This is a genomic window from Thermotoga sp. SG1 (genome assembly GCF_002865985.1).
GTDB lineage: Bacteria > Thermotogota > Thermotogae > Thermotogales > Thermotogaceae > Thermotoga.
In genome coordinates this window covers 273023-294039 of sequence record NZ_LNDD01000003.1, presented here as the reverse complement: position 1 = coordinate 294039, position 21017 = coordinate 273023, and the positions used below count along the sequence as shown (strand labels likewise).

Sequence of the window (21017 nt, the reverse complement as noted above, 5' to 3'; positions counted from 1 at the left end):
TCACACAATCTTCATGAGCACCTGGCCGGTTTCTATGTTCTCTCCTTCTTTCACAAGTATCTCCTTCACCGTACCGGAAAACTCCGACTGGAGTTCGTTTTCCATCTTCATGGCTTCGAAAACAAGCAGTTTGTCACCAACCTTCACTCCCTGTCCTTCTCTCACCAGGATCTTCAGAACGATTCCCGCCATTGGTGCTTTAACGAGTTTTTCTTCACCACCTGATGTTTCCTCTCTTTCAACGACTTCTGGCTCTGGCTTCCGTATCTCTTTTTTCTCTACCGCCACAGTGGAAGATCTGGTATTTGTAGGATTTGTTTTCGGCCTTTCCTGAGTCTTCTTGGGATTTCCAATCTCTTCCACTTCAACAATGTATTCTTTTCCATTCACCACCACTCGGAACCTTCTGACCATCTTCTCCTCCTCCATCCGCTCTTTTTCCATGCCTCAAACCTACGTCTGTCTGTCTTTCGCTTTATAGAGACGATCCTGTATTCTCCCTCAATCACCTGTGCAACGGCCGCCGATATCACCGCAATGACCTCTTCTTCTATTCCACGTGGCTTTTCTTCCACGGTGGTGGGTCGCTCGCGTTTTGAGAAAAATTTCAAAAATACAGAGAAGAAAAACAGTACCAGAAAAACCAGAAAAACAGCCACGATACCGAAAACGAATATTTGAACCATCGACTCACCTCACAGTGGGATGTTTCCATGCTTCTTCTTCGGTCTGTACTCAACTTTCGTTTCACATACTTCAAGAGCCTTCGCTATGTACTTTCTTGTGTCCCGCGGATCTATCACTATATCCACGTATCCCCTGCTCGCTGCTATGTAGGGATTTGCAAACTGCTCTTTGTATTCTTCAATGAGTTTCTTCCTGGTTTCTTCAGGATTTGAAGAAGATGCAATCTCTTTTTTGAAAATGATGTTCGCTGCACCTTCTGGTCCCATGACGGCGATCTCGGCGGTGGGCCAAGCAAGGACCATATCGGCTCCCAGGTGTTTGCTACCCATGGCAATGTACGCTCCACCATAGGCTTTCCTCAGAATCACCGTGATCTTTGGAGATGTTGCCTCGCTGTAAGCGTAAAGCAGTTTTGCTCCGTGCCTAATGATACCACCGTGTTCTTGTGCAACACCCGGGAGGTACCCGGGCGTGTCCACAAAGGTCAATATTGGAATGTTGAAAGCATCGAGAAACCTTATGAAACGAGCCGCCTTATCTGAGGAATCGATGTCCAGAACACCAGCAAGGATTGAAGGCTGATTCGCCACTATTCCTACCACTCTTCCTTGCACTCTCCCAAAACCGATCACAATGTTTTTTGCAAAGTACGGTTGAACCTCGAAAAATTCACCGTGATCGACTACCCTTCTGATAATTTCTCTCACGTCGTAGCCCTTGTTCGGATTGTCGGGTAGAACATCTAGGATATCTTCGGACATTTCAAGTTCTAGATCTGGGTTTTCGATGGGGGGTTCCTCTGCGTTGTTGGAAGGAAGATAAGAGAGAAGTTTCCTTACGAGTTCCATCGCCTTTTCATCGTCGTTTGCCAGAAAGTGGGCGTTCCCGCTCCTCTGGTTGTGAACCATAGCACCTCCGAGGTCTTCCTGGGAGATCTCTTCACCGGTCACCGCCTTTATCACGTTTGGGCCCGTTATGAACATCCTCGCTGTTTGATCGACCATCACGATGAAATCGGTGAGTGCGGGAGAGTAAACGGCTCCCCCAGCACAGGGCCCCGCTATCACGGTGATCTGTGGAATCACCCCCGATGCTAGGGTGTTCCTGAAGAATATCTCACCGTATCCAGCGAGCGCATCCACTCCCTCCTGTATACGAGCACCACCTGAATCGTTTATTCCCACAACAGGAATTCCCATCTTCAGAGCAAGATCGAGCAGTTTCACTATCTTCTTTGCGTGCATCTCTCCTAGAGATCCACCCATCACGGTGAAGTCCTGGGAGAAAACGGCCACTTTTCTTCCGTTTATCTCCCCTATTCCTGTTATGACACCATCTCTTGGAAGTCTCATCTTATCCAGTCCAAAGTAGGTGTTTCTGTGTTCAACGAGTTTGTCTATCTCCACAAAGGATCCAGGATCAAGGAGTAATTCCAATCTCTCCCATGCGGTAAGTTTCCCCGCGCGATGCTGTTTCTCAACCTTTTCTGGTCCTCCACCCTGTTCTATCTCTTTTTCTCTTTTCTTCAAATCTTCCAGCCTCTCTTTCAGACTCATTCTATCCCTCCATTTCCAGTGATGCAAGAATTTCTCTCAGTATCTCTTCCTCATCTCTTGTATCACCATCGAGCTTCTTCATGAGGACTCTCTCCAACACCTCTCCAATTATTTTACCGGATTTGATACCCTTTTCGATGAGATAGTTCCCATCTACCTTCTCAAGCTTTGTGTCTCTGATCCTGAGTAGATGAGCCTTGAATCTCTCCTCCTCTTCTCCCTCAAGGTAAGCCAGGAAATGGCATATCGTTTCACGGCTGACACCCTTTACGAGAGGATATATAAAAGACGTCGGCACACCCTCTTTGAGCATTTCTAAAAGAGCAAGAGCACTCTTTTCCACATGTTTTACCTCATTTATCAGATTTTTCTTGAGAGAGTATCTCTTTTTTACCTTCTCCCAGTTTTCCTCGTCGTAAAACTCAAGGAATACATGAAGGACCGCGTAGAATTTATTGACTTCACCGAAGTTTTCCTCTACCCAGGGTATGTTCCTGAAGAGGTTTTCCATCTTTTTGTCCATGGCGGGTGTGTAGTAGGTTTTCGGAAAAAGGTGCTTTATTATGTCGAATTCGGCCATTCTCCTGATGGATTTCAGCGGATTCTTTTCTTCGAGTATCTTCTCTATCTCCTGTCTTATGCGGGCACCCGTTGTTTTCTCGAGGTACCCTTCTTCGACCGCCTGTCTCAGCAACCTTTCTGTTGTTTCTTCTATGCGAAAATCAAACCTTTGTTCGAACCTGATGGCACGGAGAATCCTGGTGGGATCGTCCACAAAACTGAGGGTATGTAGAACGCGAATGATGCCCTCTTTCAGATCTCTGTACCCACCGAAGAAATCCACGAGCAATCCGAAATCACCAGGATTTAGCTTTATGGCCATAGCGTTTATCGTAAAGTCACGCCTGTAGAGATCTTTTTTTATCGTGCTCATCTCAACGTCCGGCAATTTGGCAGGAGATTCATAGTATTCCATCCTGGCGGTGGCGATGTCTATTCTCAAACCACCTTTTAAAAAAAGAGAAGCGGTCATGAATTTTTCGTGTTTTACCAACTTTGCAGGCAAAAACCTTCGTGCGTACTCCGCAAATTCCATAGCGTTTCCTTCCACCACAATGTCTATGTCGAGGTTCTCTATCCCAAGGAGCAAATCTCTCACGAATCCGCCCACAGCGTAAACTGGCATGTTCACCTCGTCTCCAAATTTTCCAAGGAGTCTGAAGAGGTTGAGTAGCTGTGGCTTTACACGTTTTATCAGAAGATCCGTTACGTTCCTGAAGATCTGACCATTTTCCCTGAAGACAGGTCTTACGTACTTCTTGAACGGCTTTCCGAATATTGCCCTCAGTACATCACTTCTGGTCACGATTCCAACGAGAATACCGTTTTCCAATATGGGTATTCTGCCTATGGCGTTTTCCACCATGAGTTCTCTCAGTTTCGTCACAGGGGTGTCGGGTGTTGCTACCACGAGATTTGATGTCATGATAGATTTCACAGGTCTGTCTCCCAGGTTGTGGTTCATCGCCTTGTCAACTGCTTTTTTCGTCACAATACCCACCAGTTTGTTTCCTTCCACCACAGGAAAACCGTTGTGACCTGTCTGTTCCATCAATCTGTTCACTTCCTTGATCGTCATGTCTGCAAGAACAACCTTCACAGGAGACGACATGATATCCTTTGCTCTAAGAACGGGCACCACGTGATCGTGCAATCTGCTCAAGATCTCACTGAAGGCCTCTTTTGGCTCTTTTCCGACGATCGTTGCTGACGCTGCCCTTGTATGGCCTCCTCCTCCAAGACTTTTCATCAGCGAACCAAGATCCACATCAGGAGAAGACGTTCTTCCCACAACGTACACCTTTTTCCCCATCTTCACGACTGCAATGAACGTCTCGCTACCACTCATTTCCCATGCCTTGCTCACAACCAGCCCCAAACCACCCAAGAAACCTTCATACTCAGCTGTTGATATGGTCACGGGAATACCGTTCACTTCGTATTCACGAGCGTTTTCGAGTAGCGTGTTCAGTAGTTCCATCTGCTGCGATGTGAGTTCTTCTTTCGTGTAGAGTGCTACCTCGTCGAGCTTTGCTCCGTTTTCCAGCAAAAATTTCGCAACTTCAAGATCACGCGGAGTTGTCGAAGAAAAAAGAAGATTTCCTGTATCATCGTAGAGCGCTATCATGAAAAGGGTGGCCTCAGTAGCATCTATGGAGATTCCCTCTTTCATGAGAAGCTCAACAAGAAGGGTGATGGTGGCTCCCACTCTATCCACTACACCGTTGAGAGTACTTTCCTCAACGTGATGATCGAAGACCGTTATTTTCGTGTTCTGTATCTTTTCTCTGATCCTTTCTGGTATTCGATCGAGGGATGAAGTATCGACGATGACGAGTTCCGAAACGTCGCCATCAAACTCATGCTCCCAGAGAAATTCAAATCGATCGGAGTATATCTTCAGAAACTCGGAAAGGTTCCTTGCTGGATTCCCTGGCAACACGATGGTGTGATCGGGAAAAAGTTTTTTTGCCGCTACGCATGAAGCAAAAGCATCGAAATCCGGTGATCTGTGCGTGGTGATGACCTTCATCATTCCACCTCTAGAGTGACAGAAACGGACATTGCTTCCATCGTGTCAGCTTCAAGATCCATAACCACTTTGTCGGCCTTCATCTTGAGGTTCTTCTCAGTGTCGTTCAAATCAACCTCTTCAACAAGTTCTATGATCCCATCACTTCTTCTGTAGACGAAACTCCCGCAGAAAGCCTCCACTGCTCCCCTTTTGATCTGTACGTTTCCAGATCCGATGAAAACATTCTCTTCTAGGTTGAACACGAGTTCATGACAATTGACGAGGATGGTTTCCGTACTGGATCTATCCTGAAAGTTACCAACTACGTTTCCTGTGATGGTTCCTTCCCTTGTTTCCACATCGTACACAAGACTCTCTCCAGAGATCTCACCGTCTTCCAGTGTTACAGTCACAGAAGAACTCGCCTCTGTGATTCTCCACTTTCCAGAAAGTTTTCTTACAACAAGACTTTCCGCCTGTAATGTGAAACTTTCTTCTTCTATTTCAAGAAAGACGTTTCCGGAGTATTCTATCTCTTCCTCGGAAGGTTTCACAAAATCCGCCTTTATGTGTATCGTTTTCGGAAACACCAAAAAACTCACAAAAACAAGAAGCATCACTACGAACTTCTTCATTTCTCCACCCTCCCAAAAAGCTTCAAGGTTCTTTCGTAAGCTCGTCGTGTGGTGAGCACAGGAGAAAAGGAAGAACATTCCACTTTCAAAACCTGTTTTGCTCTTTCCATTCTTGTCTTTTCTATCTTCTTTGTTCGTGCGATCGTTGAGAGAAAGAGGTAATCGAGGGCGTTTCGGTAGGAATGCTCTTCTTCTTTCAGTTCAAAGGACACGATCACATCCCCTTCTGGTACACCGGTAACCCATGGGAGTGAAACGTACCTATCTCTGTATGGCCGATAGAGAATAGGAAAAGAAAGAGATGCTTTCACCGCCTCTCTCAGGTCACTTCCTTCTCCAAACACCACCTCTTTACCATCCAGAAGATCGAAAACCCAGATTTCAAGACCTCTCGGTATCTTCTGTGCAGGAAAGAGTTTATCCACGTATCTGTAAAGGCGTTCGTGGTTTCGTACTCCGTTCAGGCTATCTCCCACTCTCATCAAAATTCTGAGAACATCGAACATGGAAAACCTGTCGATTCCTCTTGAAAAAAAAGGACTCAGAAGCTTTTCCAGATTCTTCCATTCTTTCACCAAGATGGAATATGTCCTGTTGGAAGAGCGCGTGAGGAAAAACAGTCCACACGGAACAGAGGATATACCACAGCATCTCACCGCTACAGCATCTTCTCCTATCTCCTTCAATGCCTTCAACACACCAATGCTTCCTAGGTACGCTCCGTTTTCTCCACCGAAAGAAATTACCAGGGCCATTTCACCCCTTTCAAATCTTCGAGGGCTTTTTTGTAAATTTCATAGTACTTTTCGAACTCGTTCCATGACTCGTTCACGTTGTGAACCACCACAAAGTCTGCTTGAGAGAGCTCTTCCTGTTCCAGTATGATCTCCTTCCACCTGTCCATTGCAAAGAACATCTCAAAGTGGTTCTTGAACTTTTCGCCCTTTTTTCTGCTGAAGGTGGACGCAACGACAAAATCCGCTTCCAGGTCTCTGGCCTGTGACACAGGAGTTGGAGAAAGCACACCCCCGTCCAGGACGGGATTTCCTCCTAGCCAGATTGGCTCGAAGTAGCCTGGAACGGAACTACTTGCAACAACCGCATCTATGAGGAAACCTTCTGTTACCAGGAGAGACTCCATGTTCTCCGTGTCGAAGACCACAACTCCCAGTTTCTTCCTGCAATCGGAAAACTTCTTTCTTCCAAACACCTCTTTGAGAACAGAAAACAGAATATCCGCTTTGAAAAGTGACCTCTGGAATATCCCTCTCCACGTACCTTCACTCTCAGTCTTCTTCAAATCCTGAAGGTGCTTTTTCATGATGGAGAAGGTGATCTCCCTGACTATGCTGGGATCTCCGTGCAGGGCATACAGAGCCCCAACGATCGAGCCAATGGATGACCCTGTCACTACATCGAAGACGTCGCCCGTTCTCTCAAGGAGCGCAAGATGAGCCGCTCCTTTGACACCTCCAGCGGCAAAAGCAATTCCTCTCACCATCCTATCACCTTGATAACAGTAAGATTCCCAGTACGATCGCAAGTGCTCCCACACCGATCATCATCAACAGATTCGTGTTGACAGGAATTTCCTGAGTTTTCTTCTCTTCTTCTGCAAGTTTCTGAGTCAACGTTCTCACGTCCGATGAAACACTCTGCAATCTGTCCGAAAGAGCGGCAACCTGCTGTTTGAGATCCTTCACTTCCCTTTCCAGACTGGATTCAGCCATCTGGTATTCCACCTGTGCCTTTTCCAGGTTCGAGGTGCGAGAAGACAACGTTTCTAGCCCCTTCTCAACTGTCGCTAATTTGCTTTCAAGATCGAGTATTCTCTCAGAAGCCTGAGAGATTTCGTTTTCAAGATCTGCCAGCTTTGCCTCCAGGCTGGATGTTCTACCAGAGACATCCGAGATGTTTTGAAGGAGCACCTCCCTCAATTTCACAAGATCCGAAGAGAGCGATTTTACATTCTCTGTAGTCTCGTTAAGGTGCTTTGTCAGACTCTCCACCTTTCCTTTCAGGAGGAGAATATCACCACCTGCATCCTTCTTCCAGGCAAGAAGATTCTGTGTTTCGGTCCCAAGTTTTGTGACCGTCTCTTCTAAATTTGAGAGCATGGTTTCTGCTCTTTTCAGGCTATCCTCTATTACTCCTAACCTGGAAAAATGTTCACCGGAAATCTTCTCAAGCTCTTGCAACCTCTTTTCAACTGTGTCTATTCTTCTCAATATCTCCGTGTCAAATCCTCCTGTTTCCTGCTTGAAACTGGCAAAAGCAAGAGAAAGATTCCTGTAAGCATCTTCGAGGGAGTTAACCTTTACCTCCAGCTCAGAAAGGTCACTCGCGCTGGAGGTTATTCTCGACATCACATCTTCTATCCTAGTATCCATTAATTTGTAGTCCTCTTCTAGTTTCTTTGTCCTCTCATCCAGTGCTATGGTGGCTGCCTTGATGATATCGAGTTCATCCAAGAGGGAGATCTTTTCCCTGAGCTTTTCCAATTCGAATCTCATAACGAGCCTGTATATGTACTGTGCTATATCGTATCTTGTGACCAGAAGAGCCCCCCGGAAATTTCCGTTTTCATCGAGTTCCATGAGTTTTGAATCCACAACGTACTTCACAGCTTCAAAAAATGGCGAGTCAGGTTCCACATCTTTTATGTCCTGGCCAGCCAGGGAAAGGGCGATGATCAACAGCCCAGCAAGGAAGATTCTCTTCAACACCTTCACCTCCCTCTTCAACCTTAAAGCATCCTTGAAAACACCTCATGAAGATAGAGTTTACTGTTTGGAAAAATTCTTTTCCATGATGTCTTTCAGTTCTTTGAGAATCCTTAGAATGTTTTCGGCTTTTTCTTGTCCAAGTTCACTCGTGATCTTTTCTATGAAGTTCTCCCTTCTTTCTATGACTTTTTCTATGACTTTTTCTCCCTTTTTGGTTATGTCCAGAAGATAAGCCCTTCCGTCTGTGGCGTCCGGTGTCCTTGTGAGGTAACCGTCCGTTTCCAGTCTTTTGACAAGGCCGCTTATGGTGCTTTTTGCAACTCCCAGAAGGAGGCTGAGTTCTCCCGGCCTTTTCGGGCCTTCGAAGTATATCTTTTGCAAGATGTCAAACTGTGCAGGGGTGATTCCAAAATCCTTCAGCACCTTTCTTCCTTCCACCTTCACCATGAAACAGATCTCCCTCAGTACCCTCTCGAATGGTTGTTTCATTCTTTCACCTCTTTCCAGAGAGTATCACCGTGATTTCGCCAAGGATTTCCTTCTTCCCGAAGTGCTCGAGTGCCTCACTCACTTTCCCCCTGAAAAACTCCTGGTGCATTTTGGTCATCTCCCTGGCGATGAATATTTCCCGATCTCCCAGTATCTCGAGAATGTCCTTCAGAGTGGAGATGAGTCTCTCTGGAGATTCGAAAAAGACGATGGGCCTTTTCTCCTCTTTCAGCGTTCTGAGAAGTCTTCTTCTGTTCTTCCCGCGTGGAAGAAAACCCTCAAAGATGAATTTGGACCCGGGAAAACCACTCACGGCAACGGCACTGGTCAGCGCACTGGGTCCTGGTACCACATCCACCTCTATTCCGCTTTTCCAGCACTCCTCTATGAGATTGTACCCGGGATCCGAAATCACTGGCATACCTGCATCACTCACAAGTGCCACGGTCTTTCCTTCTTTCAGGAGTGGAAGGACTTCTTTTATCCTTCTTCTTGAGTTTTTATCAGTGAAGGAAAGAAGGGGTTTTTTTATTCGATACTTGTTCAAAAGTACCATCGTTCTTCTGGTGTCCTCTGCGAGTATCAAATCAACACTTCTGAGCGTTTTCAAAGCCCTGATGGTGATGTCCTCCAGATTCCCTATGGGTGTTCCCACAACGATGAGTTTTCCCAAACTATCTCCTCCTCATCTCGAAGAATCCAGAAAGCTCGTGTGCTTCCTTCAACATATCATCACTCAGCTGTATTCGAACAGAAGGACCAAAAAGCTTTTCAAAACTTCTCACGAGTGTTTTTTCCAGAAGAACCACATCAACATCGTACATCTCCAGAAGACCTCCCACCTGGAGAACGCTTTCTCCAAAGATCTCTCTCAAAAGCTTTTTGCTCTGTTTCAGAACGATCGAACCGTGTTCAACGATGGCATTTTTCGTTCTGAACTGGGCACTTCCGACGATCTTCATTCCATCGACCACAATTTCGTATTTCGAAGACGCATCAAAGCAGAATGCGGTATTTCCACGCTTTCCATCTGAGAGTACCGCGGGAACACCCAATTCACGAAGGGCATCCTTTATCACACTATGAACCAGTCTGTGAAACTCAAGAACAGACAGTTCACCGAAGGAATTTCCTCTTGGAACGGCAAGACAGTATGTGATCTCCATGTGGTGAAGAACCGCCCGACCGCCAGATGGTCTTCTCACAAAATCCACACCTTCTGGTATTCTCAAACCATCTTCTTTCTGAAATCTTCCTAGAGAAACTGTCGGATTTTTCCAACCGTATATCCTGAAAAACGGCCTCTTTTCAACCCACACCCATTTTGCCATCAGACTGTCTATGGCCATGTTCAAAGAACCAGGAAAGACACCCTTTTCAATCACAACAAGGGACGCTTGAATGGTATCCCCACCCTCCTTGGGTACTTCTCAGGAGATCGATCCGTCTTTCTGAGCACCAGAAGACACCTCTGTTCACCCGTTTTCAGAGTGTACCTTCTTACCTCCTCCAGTTCGACCTTCAGTTCATCGAGGGCTTTTCTTGCCTCCTTCAATTCCTCTTCAAAAGAAGGTCCTTTGTAAAAGAGCAGTTTCCCTCCTATCCTGACGGCCGGTGCACATATTTCCACGAGAGTGTTCAAGCGTGCCACTGCTCTTGCCGTCGCGTAATCGTACTCTTCCCGGTGCTCCCCTGAGAAGTTTTCGGCTCTTTCCTTTACCACCACAACGTTTTCGAGATTGAGTTTCCTGACGACGTGTTCCAGAAATCGCACGGCCTTTTCTCTGGAATCCAGAAGCGTCACCTTGAGTTCCGGGAAAAATATCGCTAAAATAAGCCCTGGGACCCCGTTACCCGATCCCACATCGATGAGTGATCCCCTCAGGTTTTCATTCTTCAAAGGGATGAGTATCTCTGCAACGTTTTTGTGAACAGCGGAGTCTAATGACCTGAGGGCAGTGAGGTTGTGCGGTGAATTCAGGAGTTCGTTGAGATAACGAAGGGTTTTTTCTACTTGTGATTCTTCAAAGCGAACGCCGTACTCCTGAAGCACGCTTCTCAGAAAGTCCATTCAGAGCACCTCCGAAAAGAATTCTAACATTTCATACTGGAGGGAACGTGTGTGGTTCTCAAGATTGCCATAAGGAATTTCACAAAAAATCTGAAAACATCTTTCATTGTTGTTCTGGGACTGGCCATCAGTCTTTCATTGGTGATAGGGTCATTAACGCTTTCCGACTCGATAAATGCATGGAAGCAGGAAAGAATAGAGGAAAATTTCGGAGTTGCAGATGCTGTCGCAGAACCGAAGAGTCCTTCTTTTCTTTTCTTCGATTTTTTGACAACCAAGATTAAAAACGAAGAAATAGAACTTCTTAGAAAACAAGTAGAAAGGGTACTTCCTGTCTCAGAAGGATCGGCCAGACTGGATGGACTGGATGTCCTTGTGATCGGCGTGAAGCCCGATGAACTTGGTCAATTTGTGGGCAAAGACATCCAGCTGAATCCCGGTGAAGTAATAGTTGGAAAATCCTTAGCAGACGCTCTGAACTTAAGGATAGGAGAAAGAATCACACTCATTTTCTCCACAGGTAACAAGGATTTCATCGTAAAGGAAATAGGAGAGAACGGTTTTTTGAACTTCAAAGGAGAGATGGCAAGTCTACCAGGAACCGTTTTCATCCACCTGAAAGACTTTCCAGACAGCAATTATCCCACCAAATGTTATCTTCATTACGGCCTGCCATTGGATGAGCATGAAAAGATATCCATCGAAACCAGTTTGAGAGTGAGGAAAATAAAGCACAACTTTCTGAAATCACCTGTCAATAGATCTCTCACTTACGTGACGCTCGCGTTCTCCGGAATGTCCATATTCGTTGGTTTTCTGGTTTTCTACATGTTTTGTGAAGACGTGATGAGGGACAGAAACTTCACTCTCGTTACGCTGAGGAAAATAGGTATTCAAAAAAAGAAAGAGTGGGGTATATTGCTTTTGGAAGGGCTCCTGTACTCGTCCATGGCTGCTTTTTTTGGTTTGATCTTCGGAACTTTCGTGGGAAAATACCTCTTGAATCAGTTTCAAGTAGTGGTCGATGCGATGTCCACCACGTTCCTTCACATTGACAGAGTGGTGTTCCACATCTCTCCAAAGACCGTTCTGATCGGCCTTGGACTGGGCGTTGCCTTTCCAATGGTCCTATTTGCTCTCAAATCAAGAGATATCACCAGAAAGCCACCTATCTACCATGATCTCGAAGATCGCTTGGACGTATCTACAAAGAGATTCGTCTTGATGATAATGGTCAGCCTGATGTTGATTCCTTTTTCAGGCCTTCGTATCTTTTCTGTGATACTTCTTCCTCTTGCGCTCTCTTTGAAATTCAAGAACGCATTTTTGTTGATGATGATGGGTGTCATGGATCTCGTCATTGGTGTTCTGATCAACGTGAATCCTCAGTCGGAAAGGCTCTTTCTTCTTTCTTCGATGAGTAAAGGAGCCTCCATATTCACTGGAATTTCACTTCTGGTGTTTTCATTGGTTCTTCTTACGAAGAACGTCCTGGATCGTATGGTATCCGAAGGAAATCTTCCCCTTTTGATCGGTCTATCTTACGTTCAGCGATTTCCGAGAAAGGGCATGATGATCTCTCTGACCTTTGCCCTTCTGATATTCACATCTACCGTTTTCAACATCCTCTCTGCCAGTGCCGATCGATTCGTTAAAGAAAAAGTGAAAAATGGCCTTTTTGGATACAATTTCCTTGTTCTGGAAAACCCGTTCAGGTCTTTTCTTTCTAAGTCTTCCATACCTGCTCATGAGAAACTTGAACTTCCTTCTCGAGCGTACCTCTACATTTTGAGAATAGGAGAAACAGACAGGCTCATAGCTTACGTTGATTATTCTTTCCTTGAACACTCAACATTGAAAGTGACGAACATAGAAGATCTCAAGGTGTCCAATGCTGCACTCGTTGGTTATGAAACAGCTCCTGAAACCATCCGAGGAACCCTGAAATCCATTTTTCCCTTTGGAGGAAGAGAGAATGCGAGTTTCAAGGTGGTGGGAAGATACAACAAAAACGATTACCTGGTTCCCGTTGATATGATCGCACTCGAAGAAAAAAAGCCAGAAAACGTGAAAGGTTTCGAGGTTTTGCTGGGAAAGGCCGATGAAAAAAGTGCCAGTGAAATAAAACGGTTCTATCTTTCCAGATTTCTCTATCCATTCTTTCTAAACGAAGAACTTGGGAAGTTATACAGCGGAATAGAAGGACTTGTCAACGTTATCAAGTTCATCTTCCTTTTTGGCTTCCTGTCAGCCACAACCGGCCTTGTTCTCTTCGTTCTGAAGTCGTACTTTTCCAGGGTGAAAATTCTAGGAACACTCAGAGCGGTTGGATTGAAATCAACACAGTTGATCTTTGCTTTCCTTGTGGAGCATTTTTCTTTCCTTGGTGGAGGAATAATCATAGGAACTGTCTCTGGTATCGTAATGGGACTTTCCATAACAAAAACGATGGCGGAAAACTTGGGTACCTTTGTAGCCTTCTTGCCGATAAAATCCATCATCCTTTCTATACTGTTCGTTGTTGTGCTTGCCGCGATCGCCATGGTTGTTCCAAGCTACATGATATCGAGGGTATCACCACTTGAAGCCATGAAGGAAGGAGAGTGAACTGCGTTGATTGAGGTTCGAAACCTCTGGAAAGAGTATAACAGAAGGGACAGAGTAACTGCCCTCAAGGGGATAAATCTGAAGATAAACAGTGGAGAGTTTGTTGTGATACTGGGACCCTCAGGCTCTGGAAAGACCACTCTTCTCAATTGCCTCTCTGGTGTGGATCGTCCAACGAAAGGAACCGTGATCATCGATGGGATAGATCTCTACACTCTCTCCGAAGAAGAAAGGACAAGGTTCAGAGCAAAAAACATGGGATTTGTCTTTCAATTTTTCAACCTTGTACCTGTCCTCACAGCTCTCGAGAACGTTGAACTTCCTCTTTTGATTTTAGGCGTTAGCAGAAAGGAAGCAAAGGAACGTGCTTTCGATATTCTGAGAAAAGTTGGACTTGCTCACAAGTGGAACAGGTTTCCAGAAGAACTCTCCGGCGGGGAAAAACAACGCGTTGCCATAGCAAGGGCCCTTGTCCACAATCCGAAAGTGATATGGGCAGACGAGCCCACCGGTGCCCTCGATGGTGAAACAGGAAGCATGATCATAGATTTGCTCATGGAGATGAAAAAGAACTCCACCCTGGTGGTCGTGACACACGATGAGAGGATAGCAGAAAAGGCAGATCGTGTTATCAAAATAAGGGATGGTCAGATCGTACAGGATATATGCGAGAGAACGTTGTAGCCGATATGAAGAACCAGGTGTTCAAAGCTTCTGTAGCCACACTCTTCCCACTGAAAAAGGAGACTTTCGATTTCTGGAGCGTCTCCGTAAATCCTCATTTCATCATCTAGAAACTCTACCACTCCTTCCGATCCTACGTAGTAGAAGATCCCGTTCACTCTTGTGAGTCTTCTTGTGAGAAGATCTACCAGTTCTACAAACACATGGAGTCGGGGAACCTGAATCGCTTTTCGAAAGGGAAAATCTTTCAGAAGTTTTCTGTTCCTTTCCAGCAAATTTCCAAGATTTCCTCCTGCTTTTATGAACCTTGTTTCCAGCTTGTAACCACCTTCAAGGTAATTTCCTTTTTTCACAAACAGGAATGCAGGCTGTCTTTCCGAAAGCTTCATGTTGATAGGCACAATCACCCTTCCTCCGTCTTTCAGCTGACGAAACCAGTGTTCCGGTACCTCATCCACTCCAACAGTAGCGAGTATTACATCGTACGGTGCAAGGTCTGAAACACCGTAATACCCGTCGCCACAGACAACTACAACGTTTTCTATTCCAAGACGTCTCATGTTCTCCTGGGCAATTCTGCAAACCTTCTCGAAATACTCTATGGTCACAACAAGTCCTTTCTTTCCAACGACCCTGCTCATCACAGCCGCGTTGTACCCTGTTCCACCCCCTATTTCCAGAACCTTCATCCCTTCATCCAGCCCTGCCCATTCCATGAACATCGCCATCAAGGAAGGCTGGCTGGAAGTGCTGTAGACCTCTCCGTCATCATACGAAACGAGCACTATGTCCTCATAAACATAGGAAGATGGATACCGCTTTACCAGAAACCCCTCCCGAGGTATCTCCAGAAAGGCTTTTGCGATACGATCACTTATTCCGTAGTTCTTCAAAATCCAGAAGAGTCTTTCCTTCATGGCATCCCCCTATGCTATCATATCATTGAAAGGAGGGATCGGATGAAAAAAGCAGCTATAATCACCGTGGGAAGTGAGCTTCTAGAAGGACTGATTCTGAACAAGAACGCTCAGTTTCTCTGCCAAGAATTGAAGAATCTTGGATACAGAGTGATAAAAATCTCCACAGTGGGTGATCATCTCGAAGATATAGCCGAAGAGGTTAGATCACTCCTCTCGAAGGTCCACCTCTTGATACTGACAGGAGGACTCGGTCCTACAAAAGATGATCTCACACGAGAGGCAGTGGCAAAAGCTCTGAACAGAGATCTCTTCCTCGATCAGGAGCTCAAGAAGAAAATCGAAGAAAAGGTGAAAAAGTACCATTCTGAAATACCATCCAACATCGAAAGGCAGGCATTCGTCATCGAAGGGGCGAAAGTGATCGACAACCCTGTTGGAAGTGCGCCTGGCCAACTTCTGGAAGTGGATGGAAAAAGGGTGATTTTGTTTCCTGGTCCACCAAAAGAGTTAATTCCCATGTTCGAATCCTTGAAAGAGCTTTTGAAAACTCCTCACGCTCTTTATCAAGTCATCCTGAAGTACTACAGTATACCCGAGGCCCTTCTGGAAGACCTCCTGAAGGAGATACTGTACTCTCAGGACAAAGTGGAAGTGGCCACAATGGCGGATCACGTTGAAGGCGTGAGACTGAAATTGACGACGAGCGTAGAGCACAAAAAGTTCCTAGACGGACTCGTGGAAAAGATCATTGAAAAAACGGGAGAGTACCTTTACGGGATGAACGACGAAAAGATGGAAGAAGTGGTCGTCAGACTTTTGAAAGAGAACAAAAAGACACTCGCTGTTGCCGAATCCTGCACAGGCGGCATGCTCTCTTCTCTCATAGTGAACGTTCCGGGAGCATCGAACGTTTTCATAGGAGGCGTGGTGGCGTACAGCAACGACCTGAAAAAAAGCATCCTTGGGGTGAAAGAAGGCACTCTGAGAAAGTACGGTGCTGTGAGTGAACAGTGTGTTCGGGAAATGACAGAAGGGCTGAAAAAACTCACAGGAGCAGACATATGTGTAGCCATTTCTGGAATCGCGGGACCATCAGGTGGAACTCCCACCAAACCGGTTGGTACCGTCTTCATAGATCTTTTTGAACAAGATCATGTCACGATACGTTATAATTTCTCTGGTGATCGAAACACCATAAGAACCCGTTCAGCGATGATGGCTCTTGAGAACCTGAGAAAACATTTGAAGGAGCGTGGAAAGCTATGATGGAAGAATATCTGGGAGTGTTTGTCGATGAGACAAGAGAATACCTTCAAAGTTTGAACGATACCCTGTTGAAACTTGAAGAAAATCCCGAGGACATGGAATTGATAAATGAAGCTTTTCGAGCACTTCACACCCTGAAAGGTATGGCAGGAACCATGGGATTCAACAACATGGCAAAGCTTTGCCATTCTCTTGAAAACGTTCTCGACAAAGCCAGAAACGGTGAAATAAAGATAACATCGGATCTTCTCGACAGAATCTTCACGGGAGTGGACTTGATCGCCAGAATGGTTGACAAGATCGTATCCGAAGGATCCGATGAGATCGAAGAAAACGTCGACGTGTTCGCTGATACCATGAAGAGTTTCGTTCCTTCAGAAAGAGAATCGAAAGAGAGTGAAAAAAGTTCCATACCAGCTTCAAACGAAGTAGAAGAGACCATGGCCCTTCCAGAGGAGGTAGTTCACGTTTTCCAAGAAGCAAAAAATAAAGGGTACAAAACCTTCTATGTAAAGATCGTCCTCAAGGAGGGAACACAGCTCAAATCTGCGAGGATCTATCTTGTCTTCCACAAGCTGGAAGAGTTGAAGTGTGAAGTTGTAAAGACCGTTCCTTCGGTGGAAGACATAGAAGAAGAAAAGTTCGAGAACGAAGTGGAGTTGTTCGTCATTTCTCCCATCGACCAGGAGAAGCTCTCTGAAGCCCTGAATAGCATCTCCGACATAGAAAGGGTCATCGTGAAGAGTGTCACTCCTGTTACGGAGAAAAAGACCACCTTTGAAGAAGCGGAGAAGAAAGAAGAAAAAGCAGAAGAGAGCAGCAGAAAGAAGGTTGTTTCTCAAACCGTCAGGGTGGACATAGAAAAACTGGATACTTTGATGGACCTCATGGGAGAGCTCGTCATAGCCAGAAGTAGAATTCTGGAAACGCTCAAAAAGTACAACATAAAGGAAATAGACGAAAGCCTAACCCAGCTCAGCAGAATCACTCTGGACCTTCAGAATGTCGTGATGAAGATCAGGATGGTCCCGATCGCCTTTGTGTTCAACAGATTCCCTCGGATGGTCAGAGATCTTGCGAAGAAGATGAACAAAGAGGTCAACTTCATCATGAGAGGAGAAGACACGGAACTCGACAGAACCTTCGTGGAGGAAATAGGAGAGCCTCTCCTTCACCTTCTGAGAAATGCCATAGATCATGGTATTGAGCCGAAAGAAGAAAGGATAGCCAAAGGGAAACCTCCTGTGGGAACTCTAATCCTTTCCGCTCGTCACGAGGGAAACAACGTGGTGATAGAGGTCGAAGACGACGGAAGGGGAATAGACAAAGAGAAAATCCTCAGAAAGGCGATAGAAAGGGGACTCGTGGACGAGTCGAAAGCTGCCAACCTGTCTGATCAAGAAATACTCAACTTCCTCTTCCTGCCGGGGTTCTCCACAAAAGAAAAGGTTTCAGAAGTGTCCGGAAGAGGGGTAGGAATGGACGTTGTCAAGAATGTTGTTGAGTCCTTGAACGGAAGCATAAGCATAGAGAGTGAGAAAGACAAAGGAACAAAAGTCACCATAAGATTACCTCTCACCCTCGCCATCATTCAGGCTCTCCTTGTGAAAGTTAACAGCTTCGTCTACGCAATTCCAATAGCGAACATCGACACAACCCTCAGAATATCTAGAGGAGATTTACAGAGAGTACAGGACAAGGACGTGATAGTAATAAGAGGTGAAGTGATACCGGTATACAAACTCTGGGAAGTGCTCCAGATAGAACACGAAAGGGAAGAGGAAGAGATGGAAGCGGTCATTGTGAGAATAGGAAACAGAAAATACGGAATAATCGTCGACGAACTTCTTGGTCAAGACGACATCGTTATAAAATCTCTCGGAAAGGTGTTCTCTGATGTCAGAGAGTTCAGCGGAGCGGCGATCCTCGGTGACGGCAGCATCGCTCTCATCATAAATGTTTCTGGTATTGTATAATGGAGGTGAAGAAGTTGCCCGATATGAAAGAGTTCGAGGTACTCTCGTTCGAAGTGGGAGGACAGGTTTTGGCCTTCGATGTGGATAACATCGAGATGGTGATAGAAAAACCCGAAATAACCCCTGTCCCCAAGTCCAAACACTTCGTGGAAGGTGTTATCAATCTGAGGGGTAGAATTATTCCTGTGGTGAACCTTGCAAAAATTCTCGATATTTTCTTCGACGACTCGAAGCTGAAGAGTATAATCGTGGCGAAGACAAAGGATGTAGAAGTGGGCTTCTTGGTCGACAGAGTGCTCGGTGTGTTGAGGATAACAGAAGAACACATTGAGATGGTCGAAGTATCCGACAAGTTTGGGAAGAAATCCAAGGGATTGATAAAAACGGATGGAAAGCTCATAATTTATTTGAACATCGACGAAATAATTGAAGAAATAACAGTTAAGGAGGGTGTGTAAAAGATGGCAAAGAGAGTTTTGATAGTCGACGACGCAGCGTTCATGAGGATGATGCTAAAGGACATCATCGTCAAAGCAGGATACGAAGTGGCAGGAGAAGCCACAAACGGACGCGAAGCTGTTGAAAAATACAAAGAACTCAAACCAGATATTGTTACAATGGACATCACAATGCCTGAAATGAACGGTATCGATGCGATCAAGGAAATCATGAAGATCGATCCGAACGCCAAGATAATCGTATGCAGTGCCATGGGACAACAGGCGATGGTCATTGAAGCCATAAAAGCCGGTGCAAAGGATTTCATCGTGAAACCATTCCAGCCTTCCAGGGTGGTAGAAGCGCTCAACAAAGTTTCGAAGTGATCCGTCATGAGTGCCGTTTTGCAGTTTCTTCTGGCTTTTGGCATCGTTCTCTTCTTTCTTCTTCTCGCTTACTACTTCGTAAGAAGGGGGTTCTTTTCTCAGAAAGGCTCCAGTATCTCGATAGTAGAGAGACATTATCTCGATAGAAAGACCTTCATAGCGATCGTCAGGGTGGTGGATGAGTATTTTGTCATACTGGTGACAGATTCAGGAGCCACGGTTCTTAAAAAACTCGAAGATTACAAAGAAGGTGAATCTTTTTCTTCGATCCTTTTCAAAAAAATAGGGAGAAGGAGTAAATGAGGAGAAGACTCATTTTTTTTCTGATACTTCTTTCACTTGTCTCTTTTTCTCAGGAAGTGCCCTTCCCTTCCATTTCTATAGGAGTCAGACCAGCTGAAAAACCAGAAGACCTTGTGATCACCCTTGAAATTCTCCTCGTTCTGACGGTACTGACACTGGCGCCTTCCATTCTTGTTCTCTTCACTTCGTTCACTCGGATTATAGTCGTTTTTTCACTCTTCAGGAACGCCCTTGGAACAAGACAAACCCCTCCCAACCAGGTTATGATAGGTCTTGCGCTCTTTCTTACGTTTCTCATCATGCAACCCGTCTGGAATGATATCTACAACAATGCCATAACACCGTATCTGGAAGAGAAAATAGGATACCAGGAGATGTTCCAAAGGATCAACACCAGAATCAGAGAATTCATGATAAAGGAGCTGAAGAACCATCATAATGAAGACAATGTCTTCATGCTCGCCAGGAATTCAAACCTTGAGATCACTAAGATAGAAGATGCACCGAATTCTGTGTTGATACCTGCCTTCGTCCTCGGTGAACTCGAAATCGCCTTCAAGATGGGAGTTGTACTGTACGTTCCGTTCATAGTCATCGACATGATCGTGGCGAGCATTCTACTTTCCATGGGTATGATCATGATACCTCCTGTGTTCGTTTCTCTTCCGTTCAAGATACTGATCTTCGTGATGGCAAACGGATGGGATCTCCTCGTTGAAGGATTGATAAAAAGCTTTGTGGGGTGATATTCTTGACCATCGAAGTGTTTCTGGATATCATGAAGAGTGGAATAGGACTCATACTGGAGATCATAGTCCCTCCACTCGTTGTAAGTTTGATTGTGGGACTGATCATAAGTATCTTTCAGGCAGTCACCCAGATACACGAACAAACACTGATGTTCGCACCCAGGGTTATCGTCATGTTCCTCACTTTACTGTTTTTGAGTGGCTGGATGGCTCAGAAGATCCTGGATTTCTTCACAGAACTTCTGCAAAGGTACTTTCAAATGATCTGAAGGAGGTGTCGATATGAAGCGGTTAATTGTTATTTCAATGATAATGACTTCGTCTTTGCTTTCTTTCTCCAGTGCGTTCGACATAATCGATGATGCGTATCTTTCACTCAAAGAGTTCCTCGATCAGCCAGACAGTGGTGCCTTCCTTTCCCTTCTCGAGAGAGCAAGAGGCATTCTCATCGTTCCAAAGTATCTGAAACTCGGATGGGTGGTGGGTGGCCAGTACGGTCAAGGAATTTTGCTGAAAAGAGATCCTTTGACAGGCACCTGGTACGGCCCTCTTTTCGTTAAAATCTACGGTTTGAGTGTAGGACCACAGATAGGATTTCAATCTGTCTCACTCGTTGCGGTTATCATGGAGAACGTGGAGACCTTTGCTGAAGGAAACATCACACTCGGCGGATCTCTCAGTGTTGCGGCAGGACCCCTTGGAAGAAGACTCAGCGCAGACTACAACCTTGAAGCATCCATCTACTCCTATTCGATCGCACGTGGGTTCTACGCAGGCTTTTCTCTGGAAGGAGCAAAGATAGACGTCGATCTGGACCTCACACGGGAATATTACAACGTGTACAGGGTGGACCTGCATGAGATTCTTTCAAAAGAAGTGAAGGGAAGGGCAGAAAAGATAACAGCCTTTTTGAACGAAAAACTCAAAGAAAAATAGGGCACCTCAAAGG

General features: G+C 45.4%; 23 protein-coding genes. 10 read left to right on the top strand and 13 right to left on the bottom strand.

Annotation, left to right across the window (positions count from 1 at the left end; genetic code table 11):
• Genes AS006_RS04380 through rsmG form a run of 12 tightly spaced genes read right to left on the bottom strand, consistent with a single transcriptional unit; the run spans nt 1 to nt 10739 of the window.
• On the bottom strand, nt 1–414 hold the full coding sequence (locus tag AS006_RS04380) for a biotin/lipoyl-containing protein (RefSeq protein WP_101513132.1): 414 nt from the start codon (nt 412–414) through the stop codon (nt 1–3).
• On the bottom strand, nt 387–686 hold the full coding sequence (locus tag AS006_RS04375; protein WP_101513131.1) for an OadG family protein: 300 nt from the start codon (nt 684–686) through the stop codon (nt 387–389). The genes AS006_RS04380 and AS006_RS04375 overlap by 28 nt, the downstream gene beginning before the upstream one ends.
• Nucleotides 687–695: 9 nt before the next feature.
• Nucleotides 696–2243 (bottom strand): acyl-CoA carboxylase subunit beta, encoded by a 1548-nt coding sequence (locus AS006_RS04370; protein WP_101513130.1) that lies wholly within the window; start codon nt 2241–2243, stop codon nt 696–698.
• Between the two features lies 1 nt (nt 2244).
• Nucleotides 2245–4836, bottom strand: coding sequence for a CBS domain-containing protein (locus AS006_RS04365; protein ID WP_101513129.1), 2592 nt, complete (start codon nt 4834–4836; stop codon nt 2245–2247).
• Nucleotides 4836–5453 (bottom strand): hypothetical protein, encoded by a 618-nt coding sequence (locus tag AS006_RS04360; protein WP_101513128.1) that lies wholly within the window; start codon nt 5451–5453, stop codon nt 4836–4838. Before AS006_RS04360 ends, AS006_RS04365 begins: the two co-directional genes overlap by 1 nt.
• Complete coding sequence (locus AS006_RS04355; RefSeq protein ID WP_101513127.1) at nt 5450–6208, bottom strand: patatin-like phospholipase family protein; 759 nt, start codon at nt 6206–6208, stop codon at nt 5450–5452. Before AS006_RS04355 ends, AS006_RS04360 begins: the two co-directional genes overlap by 4 nt.
• Nucleotides 6196–6954, bottom strand: a complete 759-nt coding sequence (locus AS006_RS04350; RefSeq protein WP_101513126.1) for a patatin-like phospholipase family protein — start codon at nt 6952–6954, stop codon at nt 6196–6198. The genes AS006_RS04355 and AS006_RS04350 overlap by 13 nt, the downstream gene beginning before the upstream one ends.
• Before the next feature lie 4 nt (nt 6955–6958).
• A complete protein-coding gene (locus AS006_RS04345; protein WP_233185634.1) occupies nt 6959–8179 on the bottom strand; it encodes an S-layer homology domain-containing protein in 1221 nt (406 codons plus the stop codon).
• 57 nt (nt 8180–8236) lie between these two features.
• Nucleotides 8237–8668 carry a MarR family winged helix-turn-helix transcriptional regulator gene (locus tag AS006_RS04340; protein WP_101513124.1) on the bottom strand — a complete coding sequence of 144 codons (432 nt, stop codon included), beginning with the start codon at nt 8666–8668 and terminating at the stop codon, nt 8237–8239.
• Between the two features lie 4 nt (nt 8669–8672).
• Entirely contained in the window at nt 8673–9341 is a 669-nt protein-coding gene (gene rsmI, locus AS006_RS04335) for a 16S rRNA (cytidine(1402)-2'-O)-methyltransferase (protein WP_101513123.1), read from the bottom strand.
• 1 nt (nt 9342) lies between these two features.
• A complete protein-coding gene (locus AS006_RS04330) occupies nt 9343–10053 on the bottom strand; it encodes a biotin/lipoate A/B protein ligase family protein (protein WP_101513122.1) in 711 nt (236 codons plus the stop codon).
• Nucleotides 10050–10739 (bottom strand): 16S rRNA (guanine(527)-N(7))-methyltransferase RsmG, encoded by a 690-nt coding sequence (gene rsmG, locus AS006_RS04325; protein WP_101513121.1) that lies wholly within the window; start codon nt 10737–10739, stop codon nt 10050–10052. Before rsmG ends, AS006_RS04330 begins: the two co-directional genes overlap by 4 nt.
• A 51-nt stretch (nt 10740–10790) precedes the next feature.
• Here rsmG and AS006_RS04320 point away from each other — a divergent pair, with 51 nt between their 5' ends.
• The gene (locus AS006_RS04320) at nt 10791–13346 is read left to right on the top strand and encodes an ABC transporter permease (RefSeq protein WP_199167374.1); all 2556 of its coding nucleotides are present in this window, start codon (nt 10791–10793) and stop codon (nt 13344–13346) included.
• A 6-nt stretch (nt 13347–13352) separates the two neighbouring features.
• Nucleotides 13353–14030, top strand: coding sequence for an ABC transporter ATP-binding protein (locus AS006_RS04315; RefSeq protein ID WP_101513119.1), 678 nt, complete (start codon nt 13353–13355; stop codon nt 14028–14030).
• Here AS006_RS04315 and AS006_RS04310 read toward each other — a convergent pair.
• On the bottom strand, nt 13994–14947 hold the full coding sequence (locus AS006_RS04310) for a protein-L-isoaspartate O-methyltransferase (protein WP_101513118.1): 954 nt from the start codon (nt 14945–14947) through the stop codon (nt 13994–13996). The genes AS006_RS04315 and AS006_RS04310 overlap by 37 nt on opposite strands.
• A 42-nt stretch (nt 14948–14989) precedes the next feature.
• Here AS006_RS04310 and AS006_RS04305 point away from each other — a divergent pair, with 42 nt between their 5' ends.
• From AS006_RS04305 to AS006_RS04270, 8 genes are read left to right on the top strand one after another with little or no spacing between them, the layout of a single operon-like run.
• Nucleotides 14990–16216 carry a competence/damage-inducible protein A gene (locus tag AS006_RS04305; protein WP_101513117.1) on the top strand — a complete coding sequence of 409 codons (1227 nt, stop codon included), beginning with the start codon at nt 14990–14992 and terminating at the stop codon, nt 16214–16216.
• Complete coding sequence (gene cheA / locus AS006_RS04300; RefSeq protein ID WP_101513116.1) at nt 16213–18192, top strand: chemotaxis protein CheA; 1980 nt, start codon at nt 16213–16215, stop codon at nt 18190–18192. The genes AS006_RS04305 and cheA overlap by 4 nt, the downstream gene beginning before the upstream one ends.
• Nucleotides 18193–18197: 5 nt before the next feature.
• Nucleotides 18198–18650, top strand: coding sequence for a chemotaxis protein CheW (gene cheW / locus AS006_RS04295; RefSeq protein WP_101513337.1), 453 nt, complete (start codon nt 18198–18200; stop codon nt 18648–18650).
• A gap of 3 nt (nt 18651–18653) precedes the next feature.
• Nucleotides 18654–19016 carry a chemotaxis protein CheY gene (cheY, locus tag AS006_RS04290; RefSeq protein WP_101513115.1) on the top strand — a complete coding sequence of 121 codons (363 nt, stop codon included), beginning with the start codon at nt 18654–18656 and terminating at the stop codon, nt 19014–19016.
• 6 nt (nt 19017–19022) lie between these two features.
• A complete protein-coding gene (gene fliO, locus AS006_RS04285; RefSeq protein ID WP_101513114.1) occupies nt 19023–19319 on the top strand; it encodes a flagellar biosynthetic protein FliO in 297 nt (98 codons plus the stop codon).
• The gene (fliP, locus tag AS006_RS04280; protein WP_101513113.1) at nt 19316–20065 is read left to right on the top strand and encodes a flagellar type III secretion system pore protein FliP; all 750 of its coding nucleotides are present in this window, start codon (nt 19316–19318) and stop codon (nt 20063–20065) included. Before fliO ends, fliP begins: the two co-directional genes overlap by 4 nt.
• Before the next feature lie 5 nt (nt 20066–20070).
• Complete coding sequence (gene fliQ / locus AS006_RS04275; RefSeq protein ID WP_038068142.1) at nt 20071–20337, top strand: flagellar biosynthesis protein FliQ; 267 nt, start codon at nt 20071–20073, stop codon at nt 20335–20337.
• 13 nt (nt 20338–20350) lie between these two features.
• Entirely contained in the window at nt 20351–21004 is a 654-nt protein-coding gene (locus AS006_RS04270) for a YSC84-related protein (protein ID WP_101513112.1), read from the top strand.
• The last annotated feature ends 13 nt before the right edge of the window (nt 21005–21017 follow it).

Excerpts from the sequence above, each read along its gene's own strand:
- cheY (WP_101513115.1), top strand. The coding sequence starts at position 18,654 with ATGGCAAAGAGAGTTTTGATAGTCGACGACGCAGCGTTCATGAGGATG.
- AS006_RS04365 (WP_101513129.1), bottom strand. The coding sequence starts at position 4,836 with ATGAAGGTCATCACCACGCACAGATCACCGGATTTCGATGCTTTTGCT.
- AS006_RS04350 (WP_101513126.1), bottom strand. The coding sequence starts at position 6,954 with ATGGTGAGAGGAATTGCTTTTGCCGCTGGAGGTGTCAAAGGAGCGGCT.
- cheA (WP_101513116.1), top strand. The coding sequence starts at position 16,213 with ATGATGGAAGAATATCTGGGAGTGTTTGTCGATGAGACAAGAGAATAC.
- fliP (WP_101513113.1), top strand. The coding sequence starts at position 19,316 with ATGAGGAGAAGACTCATTTTTTTTCTGATACTTCTTTCACTTGTCTCT.
- AS006_RS04380 (WP_101513132.1), bottom strand. The coding sequence starts at position 414 with ATGGTCAGAAGGTTCCGAGTGGTGGTGAATGGAAAAGAATACATTGTT.
- AS006_RS04310 (WP_101513118.1), bottom strand. The coding sequence starts at position 14,947 with ATGAAGGAAAGACTCTTCTGGATTTTGAAGAACTACGGAATAAGTGAT.
- AS006_RS04375 (WP_101513131.1), bottom strand. The coding sequence starts at position 686 with ATGGTTCAAATATTCGTTTTCGGTATCGTGGCTGTTTTTCTGGTTTTT.
- fliO (WP_101513114.1), top strand. The coding sequence starts at position 19,023 with ATGAGTGCCGTTTTGCAGTTTCTTCTGGCTTTTGGCATCGTTCTCTTC.
- AS006_RS04370 (WP_101513130.1), bottom strand. The coding sequence starts at position 2,243 with ATGAGTCTGAAAGAGAGGCTGGAAGATTTGAAGAAAAGAGAAAAAGAG.
- AS006_RS04270 (WP_101513112.1), top strand. The coding sequence starts at position 20,351 with ATGAAGCGGTTAATTGTTATTTCAATGATAATGACTTCGTCTTTGCTT.
- AS006_RS04360 (WP_101513128.1), bottom strand. The coding sequence starts at position 5,453 with ATGAAGAAGTTCGTAGTGATGCTTCTTGTTTTTGTGAGTTTTTTGGTG.
- rsmG (WP_101513121.1), bottom strand. The coding sequence starts at position 10,739 with ATGGACTTTCTGAGAAGCGTGCTTCAGGAGTACGGCGTTCGCTTTGAA.
- AS006_RS04305 (WP_101513117.1), top strand. The coding sequence starts at position 14,990 with ATGAAAAAAGCAGCTATAATCACCGTGGGAAGTGAGCTTCTAGAAGGA.
- AS006_RS04340 (WP_101513124.1), bottom strand. The coding sequence starts at position 8,668 with ATGAAACAACCATTCGAGAGGGTACTGAGGGAGATCTGTTTCATGGTG.
- AS006_RS04355 (WP_101513127.1), bottom strand. The coding sequence starts at position 6,208 with ATGGCCCTGGTAATTTCTTTCGGTGGAGAAAACGGAGCGTACCTAGGA.